The 16804-nt window shown below is 68.1% G+C and carries 15 protein-coding genes; 11 read left to right on the forward strand and 4 right to left on the reverse strand.

Translation table 11 applies throughout. The features are described from left to right. Window positions 1-571 precede the first annotated feature (571 nt). From GSE44_RS19760 to GSE44_RS19780, 5 genes are all read left to right on the forward strand, one after another. Window positions 572-1198, forward strand: coding sequence for a hypothetical protein (locus GSE44_RS19760; RefSeq protein WP_159350555.1), 627 nt, complete (start codon window positions 572-574; stop codon window positions 1196-1198). Continuing rightward, window positions 1195-1920 carry a DUF7168 domain-containing protein gene (locus GSE44_RS19765; RefSeq protein WP_159350599.1) on the forward strand — a complete coding sequence of 242 codons (726 nt, stop codon included), beginning with the start codon at window positions 1195-1197 and terminating at the stop codon, window positions 1918-1920. Before GSE44_RS19760 ends, GSE44_RS19765 begins: the two co-directional genes overlap by 4 nt. After that, window positions 1917-2354: a hypothetical protein gene (locus tag GSE44_RS19770; protein ID WP_159350556.1), complete on the forward strand. Its 438-nt coding sequence runs from the start codon at window positions 1917-1919 to the stop codon at window positions 2352-2354. Before GSE44_RS19765 ends, GSE44_RS19770 begins: the two co-directional genes overlap by 4 nt. Before the next feature lie 266 nt (window positions 2355-2620). Continuing rightward, a complete protein-coding gene (locus GSE44_RS19775) occupies window positions 2621-3817 on the forward strand; it encodes an MFS transporter (protein WP_159350557.1) in 1197 nt (398 codons plus the stop codon). A 325-nt stretch (window positions 3818-4142) separates the two neighbouring features. Beyond that, entirely contained in the window at window positions 4143-4352 is a 210-nt protein-coding gene (locus tag GSE44_RS19780) for a hypothetical protein (protein WP_159350558.1), read from the forward strand. A gap of 80 nt (window positions 4353-4432) precedes the next feature. On the opposite strand, the gene GSE44_RS19785 is transcribed toward GSE44_RS19780, so the two are convergent. From GSE44_RS19785 to GSE44_RS19795, 3 genes are all read right to left on the reverse strand, one after another. Continuing rightward, the gene (locus tag GSE44_RS19785; protein ID WP_159350559.1) at window positions 4433-5380 is read right to left on the reverse strand and encodes a Bug family tripartite tricarboxylate transporter substrate binding protein; all 948 of its coding nucleotides are present in this window, start codon (window positions 5378-5380) and stop codon (window positions 4433-4435) included. 528 nt (window positions 5381-5908) lie between these two features. Next, window positions 5909-6886, reverse strand: coding sequence for a Bug family tripartite tricarboxylate transporter substrate binding protein (locus GSE44_RS19790; RefSeq protein ID WP_159350560.1), 978 nt, complete (start codon window positions 6884-6886; stop codon window positions 5909-5911). A 103-nt stretch (window positions 6887-6989) separates the two neighbouring features. Further along, window positions 6990-7745 (reverse strand): aspartate/glutamate racemase family protein, encoded by a 756-nt coding sequence (locus tag GSE44_RS19795; protein ID WP_159350561.1) that lies wholly within the window; start codon window positions 7743-7745, stop codon window positions 6990-6992. 145 nt (window positions 7746-7890) lie between these two features. On the opposite strand from GSE44_RS19795, the gene GSE44_RS19800 reads away from it, so the two are divergent. The 5 genes from GSE44_RS19800 to GSE44_RS26805 all read left to right on the forward strand — a co-directional run bounded on the left by GSE44_RS19800 (window position 7891) and on the right by GSE44_RS26805 (window position 13193). After that, window positions 7891-9045: a 2-methylaconitate cis-trans isomerase PrpF family protein gene (locus tag GSE44_RS19800; RefSeq protein WP_159350562.1), complete on the forward strand. Its 1155-nt coding sequence runs from the start codon at window positions 7891-7893 to the stop codon at window positions 9043-9045. Continuing rightward, the gene (locus GSE44_RS19805) at window positions 9042-10025 is read left to right on the forward strand and encodes a quinone oxidoreductase family protein (RefSeq protein ID WP_159350563.1); all 984 of its coding nucleotides are present in this window, start codon (window positions 9042-9044) and stop codon (window positions 10023-10025) included. Before GSE44_RS19800 ends, GSE44_RS19805 begins: the two co-directional genes overlap by 4 nt. A gap of 51 nt (window positions 10026-10076) precedes the next feature. After that, window positions 10077-11039, forward strand: coding sequence for a Bug family tripartite tricarboxylate transporter substrate binding protein (locus GSE44_RS19810; RefSeq protein ID WP_159350564.1), 963 nt, complete (start codon window positions 10077-10079; stop codon window positions 11037-11039). Then, window positions 11039-12436, forward strand: a complete 1398-nt coding sequence (locus tag GSE44_RS19815) for an MmgE/PrpD family protein (RefSeq protein ID WP_159350565.1) — start codon at window positions 11039-11041, stop codon at window positions 12434-12436. The genes GSE44_RS19810 and GSE44_RS19815 overlap by 1 nt, the downstream gene beginning before the upstream one ends. 151 nt (window positions 12437-12587) lie before the next feature. Further along, window positions 12588-13193: an IclR family transcriptional regulator domain-containing protein gene (locus tag GSE44_RS26805; protein ID WP_457852176.1), complete on the forward strand. Its 606-nt coding sequence runs from the start codon at window positions 12588-12590 to the stop codon at window positions 13191-13193. Window positions 13194-13396: 203 nt separating this feature from the next. Here GSE44_RS26805 and GSE44_RS19825 read toward each other — a convergent pair whose 3' ends face one another. Continuing rightward, on the reverse strand, window positions 13397-14275 hold the full coding sequence (locus GSE44_RS19825) for an MBL fold metallo-hydrolase (protein ID WP_159350567.1): 879 nt from the start codon (window positions 14273-14275) through the stop codon (window positions 13397-13399). 339 nt (window positions 14276-14614) lie between these two features. Here GSE44_RS19825 and GSE44_RS19830 point away from each other — a divergent pair, with 339 nt between their 5' ends. Continuing rightward, window positions 14615-16402, forward strand: coding sequence for a transglycosylase domain-containing protein (locus GSE44_RS19830; protein WP_159350568.1), 1788 nt, complete (start codon window positions 14615-14617; stop codon window positions 16400-16402). The last annotated feature ends 402 nt before the right edge of the window (window positions 16403-16804 follow it).

Raw genomic sequence — 16804 nt, forward strand, 5'->3', positions numbered from 1 at the left:
ATCGCACTGGGCGCGGAAAGCGCCGCAGCCCGGGATATGTCCGGCAAGGCCTACGCCGCTCATGCACACCGCGCCTCGCCCGGCACGCATGCCCAAGCCGGCGCTCGTCGTCGGGCGGCGGCCCAGGTTGAAGCATCTGCCACGCGCCGAAGCGCGGCCGTTCGAGCCCGCAGGGACGTCCGATCTCAGCAGGTCTTCTGCCTGCCCGGATTCACCTTCCCGGTCTATCATTCCGACGGCATTGCTCGGCCGGACCTCCTCACGGCGGGGATGGCGCGCAGGTTGCCCGGCCCCTCACATCCCGAACTCACCGTGCCGGCATCATTTCCGACCGGAAATGTCCCGTCCTGGTCATGTCTCAGCCGGCCATGGATGGTCTGACCCGGCCTCTTGTCCCTGAATGTCTCGCCGCAGGCACGCTTCGGTGGTGATGGCCGGTCAAGCTGCAGGCTCAATCCGCAGGCACTGGCAGATGGTCCTGATTCAAATTTGAACCTAGCTCGTCGCCTCGCGGCATGGCATCTAGGTTCATTCTTTGTTCTGTTCAGTATCGGAGTTGGAGGGAGGCAGAATGGCGAGGATCCCACGCGAGCACCATGCGACGATTCGTCAGCGGGTGGATGTTGGTGGCGAGAAGGTTGCCGAGGTGGCCGCGAGCTATGGCTGCACGCCGGCCAATATCTACGCCATCCTGGCCAAGCTGCGCCGCCATGACGACCAGGAGGGCAGCACGCCCGCGCCTGCCGTCCTCCCCATCGAGGCCGCGGACGCCTCCGGCACGCCGGAACTTCCCGTGGCCGCGGTGACTGTGGATGCTACCCCGCTCCAGGTTCCGGCTTCCCTCTCGGAACCGGCCGAGCACGCCGCGCCGCCAGCTCCTTCGGCCCAGACCGTCCCGGCAGCACCGCCCCTCCCCAGCCCGGCCATCGTCGTCCCGCCGCGCCGGGAGCCCGGCCCTGTCGCTGTGCCAGTCCGGTCGAGGCCCTCCATTGCCTCCCCCGCTCCGCGTGCCGGCCGGAGCGGTTACGCCCTCATGATGCGCACCAGCGACGGCGAGGAGGCGGTGAACCCCTTCCGCTCGCTCGACGAGCTTCTCTCGGCGGCCAAGCCCCTCCTGCGCAACGCGGCACGCAGCCAGGAGCCCATCTGGTTCTCCATCCAGCCGGTGGACCTTGATGCGCTGGAGGAGGCCTTCTGAGCCAGGCCGCCGAACTCGAGCGCGTCAAGGCGCGCATCCGGGCACTCGCCGACCGCACCGTCTCGAACGGCTGCACCGAGGCTGAGGCACTTGCCGCGGCCGAGATGGTCGGCCGCCTTCTCGAGCGCTACGCCCTGAGCATGGAGGAGGTGGACCTCCGCGCCGAGCCCTGCGTGCAGCGGGAGATTCCCCTCCCCAGCCGCCGGCGCCGGCCCGTCGACGGCTGCGTTCCGGCGATCGCCCGTTTCTGCGACTGCAAGGTCTGGCTTGCGCGTGACGACGAGGGATGCCGCTACGTCTTCTTCGGCTTCGAGCCGGACACGGCGCTCGCCACCTACCTCTTCGCCGTGATCGAGCGCGCCATGCATCAGGAGGGCCAGGTATTCCGGACGAGGAATCCCGCCCTGCGCGGCACCGAGTTGAGAGGTGCCGCAGCGCGCTTCGCCCACGGAATGGCCGGGCGGCTCGCCGAGCGGATCGAGGCCATGCACGCGGCCCGCGAAGCCGCTATCGCAGCCCTGCGCCCGACCGGCACCGCGCTGACCGTGGTCAAGCACAGCGTGGTCGAGGAGGCGTTCCGCGCCAGCAAGGTTCGCCTGGTGAGTTCGCGCGGAGCGGAGGTCCGCCAGGACAGCGCCTACCACGAGGGCTATGCGGCAGGCGGGCGGGTGAACCTCAACCGGCCCGTGGGCAGCACCGTGCGGGACCTGCTGGAGCCATGAAGGGCCGCGACCGCCAGCGCGCGCGCGTCTACGCCTGGGAGGAGCAGGCGGTCGCGCCGCACGGCCGCGACCTGATCCCCTTCTCCGCCGCCCAGGCCATGGTCGACGCGATCTGGACGGATCTGGGCCTATGTTGGCCACCCAAGGTCGAGCGGCTGCCGAGGCAGGCCAGAACCCTCCGCGCGGATGCCTCCCGCTTGGTCATCCGCATGCCCAACGCCCTGCCCTCCTATCTGCTGCTCCATGAAATCGCCCATGCCCTCACCAGCACGGCCGAGGACGGGACGGACGGGCACGGGCCAGCCTTCATGGGCCTCTATCTACAGCTGATCCTGCGCTACCTGCGCCTGCCGGAGGACGAGTTGCTCCAGTCGCTCGAGAACGCAGGGATCCAGTATGATCGCTCGGCCAAGCCAGCCTTCGTAACAGGGTGAACCGCCAGGTGGCGCGTGCCGGCCAAGCCCGCATCGGCGAATTCCAGTGCCTCCTCCAAGTCCTGCCACGCTGCTGCCTGCATGGAGGCGAAAGTCCTTTTCGTTAGCAATGAATGGCTTCTCGGCACCGTCCCGCATGCGCACTCCAGCACGGGATTGCGGCATGCCCTGGTTCGGATGCACCGCGTGCCATGCCGGAGCCAGGGATGTGACAAGTGCGAGTGCCGCGGTAGACAAGACGGACCAAGGAAGAGAAGGCCCGTGCAATGAGGAACCCCAGCGTCTGGGCCGTGGTCATTGCTGCGGCCGTCACGGCCTCCATGGCCATGGGCATTCGCCAGACCTTCGGCCTGTTCCTCCTGCCCCTTGGCGCTGAGGAGGGCATCTCCACCGTCACCCTCGGCCTGTCGATTGCGCTGCACAACCTGGCCTGGGGCATCGCCCAGCCGGTGACCGGCGCGCTCGGCGACCGCTACGGTGCCGGGCGCGTCGCCGCCGCGGGGGGGCTGCTCTATGTCGCCGGCCTCGGCCTCGTGGCGATCCACCCATCGGCCATCACCGCCCTGGTGGGCATCGGGATCATGACAGGGCTGGGCGTGGCCTGCACCGGGACCGGCAGCGTCATCGCCGCCGTGGGTCGCGCGGCGCCTCCCGAGCGCCGGGGCAGCATGCTGGGCATCGCCGCCGCGGGCGGATCGGTCGGGCAGGCCCTGCTGGTGCCCTACGCGCAGATCGGCATCGGCTGGTTCGGCGCCGCCGCGGCGCTCGGTGGAATGGCGATCGCGGCGCTGCTGATCCTTCCGGCGGCACGTGTCATGGAATGGTCGCCCCGCAACCCCTCGGCGCCGCGCCGTGCCCTTTCAGAGTTGCCCAGCCTGGCCCAGAACGCCTTGCGGGAGCGGGACTTCGCGCTACTGGCGCTGGGCTTCTTCGCCTGTGGATTCCAGCTCGCCTTCCTCACCACCCATCTGCCGTCGCATCTTGCCCTGTGCGGCATGCCCCCCTGGCTCGGCGCGACCTCGCTGATGCTGGTCGGGCTGTTCAACATTCCGGGTTCCTGGCTCTGCGGCAAACTGGGCAATGTCATCCGGCCGGAAGTGGCGCTCGGTGGCGTGTATCTGCTCCGCAGCCTGGCGATCGCATTGTTTGCCATCCTGCCGGTGACAGAATGGGGCACGCTGCTCTTCGCGGCGGTCCTTGGATCGATCTGGCTGGGTTCGGTGCCGCTGACGGCCGCCGCGATCGCCCGCCGCTTTGGCGTGGCGGATCTGGGCGCGCTGTACGGCGTCTGCTTCTTCAGCCACCAGATCGGCGGCTTCCTGGGCGCCGGCGCCGCGGCGGTCCTGGTGGACGCGACAGGCAACTACGCCGCCTTCTGGCCGGTGATGATACTGGTCGGGCTGGGCGCAGTCGCGGCCAACTGGGCCACGCGCGGGCCAATCCGGGCAACCGCAGCAGCTTAGGTCACCTCTGCTGGCGAATGCTCGGAGCGCCGCCAGATCAGCGCCAGCGACCACATGTGTGATCCCCGGCCGGACGCGCATCCGCGAACCCGGGCCTGGCTCGTAAAGGGCTCAGCCGCGACAAGCTCACGATGCGGCTGGGCCAAGTACTTACCCGGATGCAGCAGGCCTTATCGCTCCAGCGGAGCCAGCGCGAGAATGCCGGACGCTCGCAAGCCGCCATAGTGATGGCTTGATCCGGCCGCACTTCCGACAGCGCAACAGCGTCCATTCCTGCTGGGGGAAAGCTCAATCGGCAAATCGCCGCCATCCTGAAGAGGTTCCCATGAACCGTACCTCCTGGACTGTCCGCGCGCTTACCCTTGTGGTCGCCAGTGTTTCGATGGCCGGCTGCGTCGGCCATCACGGCCGGTACAATGGCTACAACAGGGGAGATGGCTATCACTCCTACAGCCGTGAGGCCCCGAGCTGGCGCGATCGCGGCGGCGGTCGGTCATATGGCTATGGCGGAGGGCGCCGCTACGGCTGGCGGTGAACCTCGGCAGGGTGCCGAGAGCATGTGGTGAATTGTTGAGGGGAAGGCAGTGCGCAACGTCGCCTTGCCTCCCCTTTAGCTCAGTTGTTCGTCACGCCCGCTTGGCGGACGATGGGCCCCCAACGCTCGAACTCCGCGCGGACAAAGTTGTCTGTCGCCTCCGGCCCAGCCCAAATATTTTCTGAACCCAGATCCACCAGTCGCTCTCGCATCGATGCCTGGTCGAGCAGCGTCCTCACTTCCGCTGATAGACGCTGGATCACCGGCTGGGGTGTCCCGCGAGGCGTGAAGAGGCCAGTCCAGGATTGTACTTCATAATTCGCCACACCCTGCTCGCCGATCGTCGGAATGTTGGGACGGCTGGACAGGCGTGACTTGCCGCCGATTCCGAGGATCCGCACCTGCCCGGCTTCGGCTGCCGGCAGCACGGTGGGCAGGTTGAGGAAGGCGATCGGCACCGTCCCGGCGATGAGATCCGCCAGCGCCGGCCCGCCGCCGCGATATGGAACATGGTTCAGCTCCACCCCCGCGCGCAACCGCAGCAGTTCTCCCGCCAGGTGATTGCTGCTGCCCACCCCGGTTGAGGCAAAGCTCAGCCCGCCGGAGGTGGCACGAATCTTCGCCAGAAGTGCTTGCAGGTCCGCCACGCCGAGGGAGGGATGCACCGCAAGTGCATTCGGCACGTCCACCATCATGGCGATGGCCGACAAGGCCTCGCGCGGATCGTAGCCTTGGTCGGGCACGACGAGGTGGTTGAATACGTGATTCGATGCGGAGGAGACCAGCAAGGTTTGGCCATCGGGGCGAGCACGCGCAACCTGGCTCATGCCGACGCTGCCCCCGCCGCCCGTCCGATTCTCCACGACAAAGGACTTCCCGAACGCCTTCTGAAGCCCGGGCGCGAGCAGTCGGGCCACGACATCATTGGAACCGCCCGGTGCATAAGGCACCACCATCGTCACGGTGCGCGACGGCCATTCCTCGGCCCGCGCCGGACGGCCCACCATCGCCCCGAAACCCAAAGCCAAGGCCGCTCGTCCGATTGCCCGTCTTTGCATGAACAATGCCCTCCCAGTTCCAAGATTCTTCTTCGTGATCCGGCCGCCGACCGGCCGCGAGGGCCTTCAGCGACGCGAGATCCTCGGCGGCCACCAGAATACCTCTCTGGCGCCGGTGCGCCATGGGCTCGAGTTCCACGCTGCCCGGACCTCCAGATGCATGGGATGAGCAAAAGCAACTGCTTGGGGCCGTCTGACCGCCGGCACTTGGTTGCGACAGGCTCTTGCCCCTTCAGCCATCGGCATCACCACTTCCAAACTGGGTCGTGACGCCCTCGAGGCCGAACTGATCCCTGGCAGCCCTCCTCAATCTCTTCGGCACAAGGTTGGAAGCTGCTGAACGTCGAAGGAATCATCGGTCAGTCAATGCGAACCATCAGGCCCCTCTGCCGGTAGGTTCACAGCAGCAGGCACTGCTTTGCAGCTCAGGGACGACCGCCATGGGTAGGCGGTAGGTTCAGCCAGGAAGCCCCCTCGCAGCGGGCACCTTCATCACCCCTATTCCGGCCGGACGCCGAGGCGATGGATCAGGTCGGACCAGTAGGTCAGCTCGGAGACGGTGAAGGCGGCCAGCTCCATGGGGTTCATGTAGGCCGCATAGGTCCCGCTCTCTTCGCAACGGCGGCGGAACTCTGGCATCTCGGTCATGCGCCGGATTTCGGCCGAGAGCTTATCCACCACAGGCTGCGGCGTGCCGGCCGGCGCGTAGATGCCAAACCAGGCTTCCAGCTCAAAGGCGGGGAAGCCTGCCTCCGCGGTCGTTGGCACGTCCGGCAGCATCGGGTGACGGCTGCGGCTCGCGATCGCCAGCGCGCGGATGGCTCCGTCCCGCACGAGCCCGACCACGGCAGGTGGCGTGGTGATCATCAGGTCCATGTTGCCGGCCACGAGGTCATTCATCGCCGGGCCCGCCCCACGATAGGGCACGTGGACCATGGGCGCGCCGACCATCCGGGCGAACTGCTCACCGCCGATGTGCTGGATCGTGCCCGCGCCGGAGGAGGCGTAGTTCAGCCGGCCGGGGTTGCGGCGCGCGTAATCGGCCAGGTCCGCCAGGGTCCGGACGGGCAGGTCCTTCCTTACGACGATGACGTGCGGCGCCCGCAGCACCAGGGCGACGGGCGTGAAGCTGCGCACCGGATCCCATGACAGATTCGGGAAGAGCGCGGGGTTGCCAACATGGGTGCCGGAATAGGCGAGCAGCAGCGTGTACCCATCCGGCACGGCACGGGCGACCGCTATGGCCGCGACGTTTCCGCCGCCGCCCACCCGGTTCTCGACCACGAAGGGCTGGCCGAGCGAGCGGGTCAGCGCGTCGCCGAGGAGGCGGGCCGTGAAGTCGCCGCCCCCGCCGGGTGCGGCCGGCACCACGATGGTCACGGAGCGCTCGGGGTAGCGGACCTCCTGGGCGACGGCGCGCGTCGCGGCGCCCGCGATGCCCAGCGCCAACAGGCCGCGCCTCGTCCTGCCTATCATGGCCGTGCTTCCTGCCGTTTTCCCGGACCCGGATGCGGTCGGGTTCGTCACACCGGCACCCTATCCCACCAAGATGTGCCGGGGGCCCCCTCGAGGCGCCCCCTTATGACGTGGAGCGCTCGAAGGCGCGGGAACGCCGCCAGCGCACGCGGCTGTGCCGCAGATGGAGCCCCGCGAGCATAGCCGCCAGCCTCAGGGGTGCGCCGATCCCCTCCACGACGGGTACGCCGACCTCCCGCTCCACCCACGCCGGGTCCAGGAGCACGGGACATTGCGTAACACCCATGGCAAGGATCACATCGCAGCCTGAATCCCGGACCAGGCGCCGCGCCCCCTCGACGAAGTTCTCCGTCATCGCGGTAAGGTTGGCACTGAGGTCCGGCAGGTCAAAGCCCGAGGCGTGCCAACCCACGACCTTCCTCTCCATCCCGTAGCGACGGACGATGGCCTGGAGGAGCGGGATGAGGTCGTCGTGATAGACGAGCGCTCCGAACCGATCACCGAGGAAGCTGGCGACGTGGAGCATGGCTTCCGTCGGAGCGATGACGGGGATGTCCACCACGGATCGTCCGCCATCCACGCCAAGGTCGAGTGTGCCGAGCGGCACGACGGCGTCATAGCCATCCAATTCCGCCTGCCGGAAGGCGGCGATGAAGGCAGGCGCGGCGAGTTGAACCTCGGCCGGCGTGAGGCCGTGGACGAAAGGGGACGCGGGCGTGCGAATGATGCCGATCTCGACCTCCGGGGAGGCGTAGGCCAGAGCTGCCTGCTCCCTCCGGCGGAACTCCTCCTCCGGGTAGTCGCCGATGACGAAGGCGACCCGCACGGGGTGGCGCAGCCTGCGTCGCGTTTCGCTCACTTGGTTCTCCGCACGTTGCTGGACCCGAGCGCGGAGGCTGGGGACGACCGGGTGACAGGCCTTTGAACGGGGCCCGAACCTGCTCCAAGATGATACGCCCGGCCTGGCTGAGGGGCGAGCCGAGCATCTTAAGGGAGGAACGAGGTTGGTCCAGCACCCGATACCGGCCGTTTTCATGCGGGGCGGCACCAGCAAGGCGATCATGTTCCACGCCCGCGACCTGCCCGCGGACCGGGAGGCCTGGCCGCCGATCTTCACCGCCGCCATGGGCGCACCGGACCCCTACGGACGGCAGCTGGACGGCATGGGGGGCGGCGTCTCCTCGCTATCCAAGGTCTGCGTGCTCGCCCCCTCCGCGCGGGACGACGCGGACGTGGACTATACCTTCGCGCAGGTGATGATCCGCGAGGCACGCGTGGACTACCGGCAGAACTGCGGCAACATGAGCTCCGCCGTTGGACCCTTCGCGCTGGACGAGGGGCTGGTGACGGCTTCGGGCGAGACCGCCACCGTCCGCATCTTCAACACGAACACGCAGAAGATCATCCACGGCACCTTTCCCGTGGAGGACGGGCGGACGCGATACGACGGGGACCTGTTGATTCCTGGTGTCGGCGGCACCGGCGCGCCGATCCGCCTGGACTTCCTGGCACCCGGCGGCGCTACGACCGGCCGGCTGCTGCCCAGCGGCGCGGCGCTGGACCGGCTGGAGGTACCGGGGCTCGGCACCATCGAGGTGTCGCTGGTCGACGCCGCCAACGCTGCCGTGTTCGTCCGGGCGCGCGATGTGGGGCTGAACGGGACGGAGCTGCCCGAAGCGCTGGAATCGCGCCCGGAGGTGCTGGCGCGGCTTGACGCCATCCGCCGCGCCGCCTCGGTCCGCATGGGGATCGCCCCGGACGAGGAGGCGGCCCGCAAGGTGACGAGCGTGCCCTTCATCGCCGTGGTGGCCCCGCCCGCCGACGGGCCCAGCCTCTCCGGCGAGACAGTCCACGCCGCCGAGGTGGACCTTGTCGCTCGCGTCATCTCCAATGGGCAGCCGCACCGGGCCCTGCCGCTGACAATCTCCCTCTGCACCGCCGTCGCGGCGCGGATCGCGGGCACGGTGGTCGCGGAGGCGCTCTCTCCCGCGGCTGGCAGCGGCGTGCTGCGGTTGGGGATGCCCTCCGGCGTACTGACCGTCGGTGCGGAGGTCGTGCGGGAGGGCGGGGAATGGGTTGCCCGGGCCGGCTCCTTCTACCGCACGGCGCGGCGGCTGTTCGAAGGGCGCGTCCTGGTTCCCGGCCGTGCCGCCGCATGAGGGCGATCCGCATTGCGCGCTACGGCGGCCCGGAGATCCTGCTGCGCGAGGACATTCCCGTGCCGGAGCCGGCGCCGGACGAGGCGCTGGTGCGCCTTCGCCATTCCGGCATCAATTTCATGGACATCCACACCCGGCAGGGGAAGTACGAGGGCTCCCGCACCTACCCCGTCCGCCTGCCCACCACCCTCGGCATCGAGGGCGCGGGGGAGGTGGTGGCGCTCGGCCGTGACGTGCGTGATCTGCGGGTGGGGGACCGCGTGGCATACTGTCTCCACTGGGGCAGCTACGCGGAGTATGCCGCCGTCCCGGCCTGGCGGCTCGCCCCGGTGCCGGACGCGCTGCCCCTGGACCGCGCTGCGGCGGCGATGTTCCACGGGCTGACAGCCCACGATCTCGCTCATGACCTCGGCCGCGCCGGGCCGGGCGTGACTTGGCTGGTCCACGCGGCCTCGGGCGGGATCGGACAGATCCTCGTGCAGATGGGCGCGCGGCTGGGGGTCACGGTCTACGCCACCACCTCCACCGAGGCGAAGGCGGCCGTCGCGCGCACCCGCGGCGCCGCGGCCGCCGTTCCCTACGAGGGTTTCGCCGAGGCCGTGCGTGGAATGACGAGTGGCCGCGGCGTGGATGTGGTGTTCGATGCGGTCGGTCGGCCCACCCTGCGGGAGAGCCTCCGCGCTGCGCGTCGGCAAGGGCTGGTGGTCAACTTCGGCGCCGTTGGCGGTGCGGTTCGCGATCTTGATCCCATCGAGCTGGGGGAAGCCGGGTCGCTCTTTCTGACACGCCCGCGATTGGCGGACCACCTGCCGGACGGCCCCACCATCCGTCGCCGGACGGCCGATATCTTCGGGGCGCTGCTGGACGGGACGCTGATCATCGAGATCGCCAGCCGCCACACGATGGATGACGTGGAGGCGGCACACGCAGCACTGGAAGAACGCCGGGTGGTGGGCAAGCCGATCCTCGACCTGCCCTGAGCTTCAACAAGAACTGAGCGTCAACAAGAACCAGGAGAGGGAACGACCGAGGTGACGACACGCCGCAACCTGCTGCTCACGGCGCTTGCCGCGCCATCAATCGCGCGCGCCCAGGGCACTGCGCCCTTCCCCAACCGCCCGATCCGCATCGTCTTGCCCTACGGGCCCGGCGGCCAGTCGGACACCGTCGCCCGTCTGATTGCGCCTCGCATGGGAGCGGCGCTCGGTCAGTCGGTGGTGGTGGAGAACCGGACCGGCGCGGGCGGCTCCATCGGCGCCGGGATCGTCGCTGGCGCCCCGGCAGACGGTCACACCCTGCTGTTCGACGCCCCCTCCTTCCTCATTGTTCCCTTCGCGGTGAGGAACCTGCCCTTCGACTACGAGAGGGACTTCACCCCGCTCGGAATGGCGGTGTCGCAGCCCTACGTCCTCGGCGTCACAGCGTCCTTTCCGGCACAGGACGTCGCGGGCCTCGTCGTGCACGGGCGGACCGGCAAGCCTATCGGCTTCGGCACGCCAGGCGTCGGCAGCATCGGGCATCTGGCCGGCGCCATGCTCGGCAGCCGCGCTGGAATTTCGATGGAGCACGTTGCCTACCGCGGTGGCGCGGACGCCGCGCGCGACCTCGCGGCCGGAAACCTGGAGGCGGCGATTATCACGCCCAACTCGCTCGATGCCATCGTGCAGTCCGGTCGGGCCCGCGCCCTGGGGCAGACAAGCGAGCGCCCGAGCCCCCTGCTGCCAGGCATCCCGACCATTGCCGCGGCCGGCTTCCCCGGCTTCGACCTGACGAGCTGGAACGCGGCCTTCGCCCGCAGCAGCACGCCGGAGCCGATCCTCGAGGCCCTGGAACGCGCCTTCCGTGCCGCCGTGGAAGACCGGGAGGTGCAGGACGCCTTCCGCCGCATGGGCGGCGAGCCGGGCACGGAGAGCCGCGCCGCCTTCGGCGAGCGGCTCGCGCGGGAGCGCGCCGTGGTCCGGAACATCATCGAGAGCACAGGGATCACCTTCTGATGACGCCGGCGCATCTCTCCGTCCAGATCGCCGACTTCGTCGCGGCGATCTCCCTCGACCGGCTGCCGGAAAGCACGGTGCGTGCCGTCAAGCGCCTCGTCCTCGACACGTTGGGCTGCGCGCTCGGGGCAGTCGGGGCGGAGCCGGTGCGGATGCTGGAGACGATCCTGCCCCCGCCCGGCACGCGCGGCGCACGCTGCATCGGCAGCGGACGGCGCACAACCGCGGAGGGGGCGGCCGGCGTGAACGGCGCCCTGGTGCGCTACCTCGACTTCATGGACGTGTACTGGTCCCGGGATATATGCCACCCCTCGGAGAACATCCCCGTCGCTCTTGCATGCGTGGAGGAGGCGGGCGGCGGCGGCCGCGCGCTGATCGAGGCGATCGTCGCCGGCTATGAGGTTCAGATCCGGCTTTGCGACGCCTTCTCCTTCCAGGATCGCGGCTTCCATCACGTCAGCGCCGCGGGCTTCGTTGTGCCCTTCGTTGCCGGCAAGGCCTGGGGGCAGGCGGCCGGCGCGATGGCGCATGGAAGTGCACTGGGCGGGATGCGGCACCTGACCCTTGGCGTCCTGTCCCACGGCAAGCTGAGCATGGCGAAGGCGATCGGCTACCCCGCCAATGCGGCGGAGGCGATCACGTCCGCGCGGCTGGCCGGCGCCGGCTTCACTGGCCCACTGGCTGCCTATGAGTGGCTCTTCGGCAAGACGGCAGGGCGCGAGGAGGATCCGGGTGCGCTCGCGCTGGACCTCGACACCTGGCGACTGGAAGGGGTGAGCCTGAAACAGTTCCCCGTGCAATACGCGCTACAGGCGCCGGTGGCCGCCGCGATCCGGCTCCACGGCGCGCTCCGCGGCCGGCTGGACGAGGTGACGGAGATCCGGGCCCGGGTCCGGCCGGAAACCCTGGCCAGGACGGCGGATCCCGAAAAGTTCCGGCCCAGGGACCGCGAGACCGCCGATCACAGCCTGCCCTCCTGTGTTGCCATGGCACTGTGCGACGGGGCGCTGACGGAGCACCAGTTCGAGGCGGCGCGCTTCCGTGATCCCGATGTGATGCGGCTCACCGCTCTGGTGGAGCCGGTTGGCGACGTGGCGTTCGAGCGGCGCTTCCCTGCCGGCCGTCCTGGTGCGGTGGAGGTGGTGTTGCGGAACGGCGAACGGCTGGAGGCCGCGGAGGAGATACCCCTAGGGGACCGCGATCGGCCGATGGACGACGACGCCGTTCAGGCCAAGTTCCTCTCCCTGGCCGAGCCGGTCGTAGGCGCCGACCGGGCGGTCCGCCTCATGGCATTTGTGGAGGAGCTGGAGACGCTGCCTCGCCTTGATCCGTTGCTTGACCTCTGTGCGCCTCCCGCGACGACAGCGGTCCATGACCGTCATGGCTTACGCGCATGACCGTATCCGGCCTCTCCGGATCTCAATGATCCAGGATCGCGTTCTGCATCACGAAGGGCGCTCGGATGCTCCGGCTTCCTCCTGAGGCAGAGCCCAGGGCATCTCCGCCCTGCGCGCCGGTCCCGGCGTGCTCACGCTCGGCCATTCCTCCGTGGTCAGCGCGAGTATTGCGGAGTCCGCCTATCGCCCGATGAAGGAGATCGCCCAGCAGTTCGGCGTCGCCGTTTCCCTCGCCGCACCATCGGGCGCCGCCACGGCGCTTGTGCAAAGGACGAAGGCACCCACCATCCTGCGCCTCGCGCTTCATGTTGGCTCAGCACTGTCCATGGGCAGTTCCGCCCTCGGCTGGGCCTATCTGGCGGGTATCGGCCCGGATGAGCGGCGCCGTACTTTCGGCACGTTGCGTAACTCGCTGGGGGCAGCGTGGCCAGAGTCCGAGCGGCACATCGAAGCCTCGCGGCACAGCTTTGAGCGCCAAGATCATGTGCCGAACCTCCGCCATCACCACCCGGACGTCAGCGATCGGCGTCCCGGTTGTTGCTCCCAGGCGACGCACCGTCCTGGCGCTCAACAGCAGCGGCGCGGTCTCCGTCGCGACGGTGGAGAAGCTGGGCGGACCGATTGCGGATGCGTTGAAGGAGCCGGCCGCGCGCTTAGCCACGATGCTCCCGCCCGGTTAGCGGGCGCCGTCCTGCTCCGGCAGCGTCCACGGGCGCGGGGTCGTCGAGTTCGGTCGGGAGGCTGCCGTAACAGGTAGAGCGCGCGATCCCCATCAGCTGGCATACCCGCCCGGCGCTTGACCTCCATGCTGCGGGAGCAGCGTCTCGCCAGGGACATCCATCCTTCGGAAGCCGGGCTCCCCGCTCAATTCAGCCTCGTCGTCATGTCCAGCCCCAGGGACCCACTCCAGCGAACAACATCGCCGCGCGGAAGGCTCAGGCCTTGGGCGCTTGCCGCTCGCTAGCCGACCCTACGGAAGTGGTTCAGCGGAATTTTCAGGTAAGAGACGCCGTTCGCCTCCGGCTCGGGCAGCCGGCCGCCGCGGATGTTGACCTGAAGCGCATCCAGAAGCAGGCCCGGAAGGGGCAGGCTGCGGTCGCGCTCCTCGCGCATCCGCACATAAGCTTCCTCACTCACATCGCCCCGAAGATGCGTGTTGTGCGCACGCTGCTCGGCGACAGTGGACTCCCATTTCGGCGGACGGCCGCCTGGCTGGTAGTCATGGCCGCTGAAGAGGCGCGTCTCCGGCGGAAGATCCAGGATGCGGCGGATGCTGCGGTAGAGGCTGCGCGCATCGCCGCCCGGGAAGTCGGCGCGGGCCGTGCCGCCATCGGGAACGAACAGCGTGTCGTGAATGAAGGCGGCATCGCCGACACAATAGGTGATGGATGCCGCGGTGTGGCCGGGCGAGAAGATGATCTTCCCCTCCAATTCTCCGATGCGGAACCGCTCGCCATCCCGGAAGCGCCGGTCCCATTGCGAACCGTCGGCCGGGAAGTCGGGGAGGTTGTAGATCGTCTTCCAGATGTTCTGGACGGTCACGATATGCTCGCCGATGGCCGTCGGTGCGCCGAAGATCTCCTTGAGATAAGGCGCGGCGGAAAAGTGGTCGGCATGTGGATGCGTGTCGAGAACCCATTCCACCCTCAGCCCCTGCCCCCGCACGAAGCCGATCATCCGGTCCGCAAAGCTGGTATGGGTGCCGCGGCAGGCACGGTCGAAATCGAGCACCGGGTCCAGGATCGCGCAGCGCTTCGTGGCAGGGTCCGTGACCACATAGGCGATACTGCACGTGTCCTCGTGATAGAAGCCAGTTACCACAGGAAAATGATCCAACATCGGCGCTTCCTCTCCAGACGCAGGGCGGACCGTCACCGGCGCGTCCTCCGGCAACTGCTCCAGCGCCAGATTAATATCGACTCCGACAGGACCGCGAGAGCGAAGCCAAGGCAGGCTCCGGACCATCGCCCCTAAACCCGGTTGGCGGTGCACCAGTGTCGTCCTTCGATAGACCTCCAGCTGTCGACCGAGATGGGTGGACAGCAGACCTCCCGGAGCCTTTGTTCATCCCGCCGGGGATGCTCTGCTAGAGCACTTCAGTCTTGTACAACCAGCTAGATGACCGCAGTTCTATAGCTTTCGCCGCTCCGTCTTCAGGAGGCCAGTACAGGAGTGCCGATGCCAGACCAAGGGACCATCGACCGGAGACGGTTCCTCGCACTCCTGAGTCTGGCCAGCGTGGCTCCCCGGCCCGCAGAAGCGCTGGAACTCGCCGACGTCAACGGGCTGATTACCGAGAACCGCCACGATGGCGTGCGCATCCTTAGCCCAGGGGGCGAGTTCGTGGGCGCGCGCGGGGCCTATTACGGGCCGCCCGTGCCGTTCGCCCAGCTTCCGGCTCACCTCGTCAACGCGCTCGTGGCAAGCGAGGACCGGCGGTTCTACGAGCACTGGGGTCTCGATCCGAGAGCGATGGCGCGCGCGGTCTGGTCCACCATCACGGGTCGCACTCAGGGTGGCAGCACGCTGACCCAGCAGACCATCAAGGAGATTTACCTCCGGGAGCACAGCCCGATCATTCGGAAGCTGCTTGAGGAGCCCGTGCTGGCACCGATCCTGGAACTCAACCTGAGCAAAGAGGAAATTCTCTACGTCTACCTCAACAGGGTGTTCTTCGGCGGCAGCGCATACGGGATTGAGGCCGCTGCCCGCGTCTACTTCAACAAGTACGCCCGCAGCCTCACCATTCTCGAATCCGCCATGATGGTGGGGTTGCTCCCGGCGCCCAACCGGTTCAACCCGCACCGTAACCTTCAGCGGTCGCGTGATCGGGGTATCCGCGTCATTGAGCAGATGGTCGAGGCGGGCACTCTCAGCCGGAGCGCGGCAGACCGCGCGAAGGAGCAGAAGGTCACCGTAGTTCCGTCCAGATCGGCGTGGGGCGGTTTCTACCCCCGCAGCGTCGGGATCGGGTGGTTCGCGCGCTGGGCGGAGAATGAGGCCAGCGCCAACTCAGCGCCAGCCCAGCGGAGCGGCACGCGAATCATCACGACCACCTTGGACCTAAGGATCCAAGCAGCGGCGGAACGGCACCTGGAGGCGGCCCTGCGCCAGCACGCGGCGGCGAAGCAGATCGAGGAGGGAGCGGTCGTCGTCATGCGCCACGACGGCGCCGTGCTGGCGCTCGTTGGCGGCCGCGACTACCGGCGGCGGGAGTGGGATCACGTTACTCAGGCCAGGCGCCAGCCGGGGTCGATCGCAAAGCTCTTTGTATACCTTGCCGCACTGAGGGAGGGGGGCACACCGGCAACGAGGGTAAGCGACGCCGCCCTCATGCTCGGTGGACGGGCCATCAGGAACTTCGACGATCGCTATCTTGGCGAGATCACGCTGGCCGCGGCGCTGGAGAAATCGTCCAACACCGCGGCGGTCCGCTTGGCGCTGCAGAACACCCGCGAGACAAAAGAGCTGATCAAGGCTTTGAACATCGCAGAGGGTACTGAGGGCGAGGCCGGCGACCTCGCACTCGGGAGCTACGAGGCGAGGCTCGTGGACTTGACGGCAGCCTTCGCCAGTGTTGCGAATCGTGGAAGGATGGTTGTCCCCTACTCGGTGCAACGGGTTCAGGACCCCGCGGGTGCCGAGCTCCTGACCCGCGTACTCCCGGCACGATCAGAGATCAGGCAGGTCATTGAACCTGAGCATGCCGAGGCCATGCGGCAGATGCTCGCCGGCGTGGTGCAAAGGGGCACCGGAAAGGCTGCTGATCCAGGATTCTGGGCTGCCGGCAAGACGGGCACCACCACGGCCAACCGTGATGCATGGTTCATCGGCTTTACCGAGCGGTATGTCGCAGGCGTCTGGCTTGGAAACAGTGATAGTAGGTCGATGCACGGCGTTTCAGGAGGCGGCCTGCCTGCCCAGATCTGGCGGGCGGTGATGGTCGATGCTCATCGGAGTGCGTGACGAGGCGACCAACACATAGTCTCTCGTCGTAGTGGCAGCGCAATAACATGCACCCTCTGCATCTCTGCGGTCGTAGCGAGCTACCTTATGGCCGCCCAGATCACCGAGGACGCACAGAAGAGCACCATTGAAGATGAAGCTTGGCGGCCCAGCGAACATCGCTGGGCTGAACCGAATCCCCGCTTCAGCGCCGCAGTGGTTCGGAAGCGGAAGTGCTCCTGTCGGCCAAGGGCGGCGGAAGCCTGGCTCAGGATGCAGACCCGTGGCGCCGCAACTCGCTGCCCGCGGTCCCGTTGCGCTATCAGAGTTTCCGACGGACGCAGGTCATGCCTCGCGCATCAGCGAGGTCGGACCCAGAAGCGAGAGGATCCACTGTGGCTGCCATCTCCGCGCCAGGGTCAG

It is taken from the genome of Muricoccus harenae (genome assembly GCF_009848505.1).
GTDB classification, from domain to species: domain Bacteria; phylum Pseudomonadota; class Alphaproteobacteria; order Acetobacterales; family Acetobacteraceae; genus Roseomonas; species Roseomonas harenae.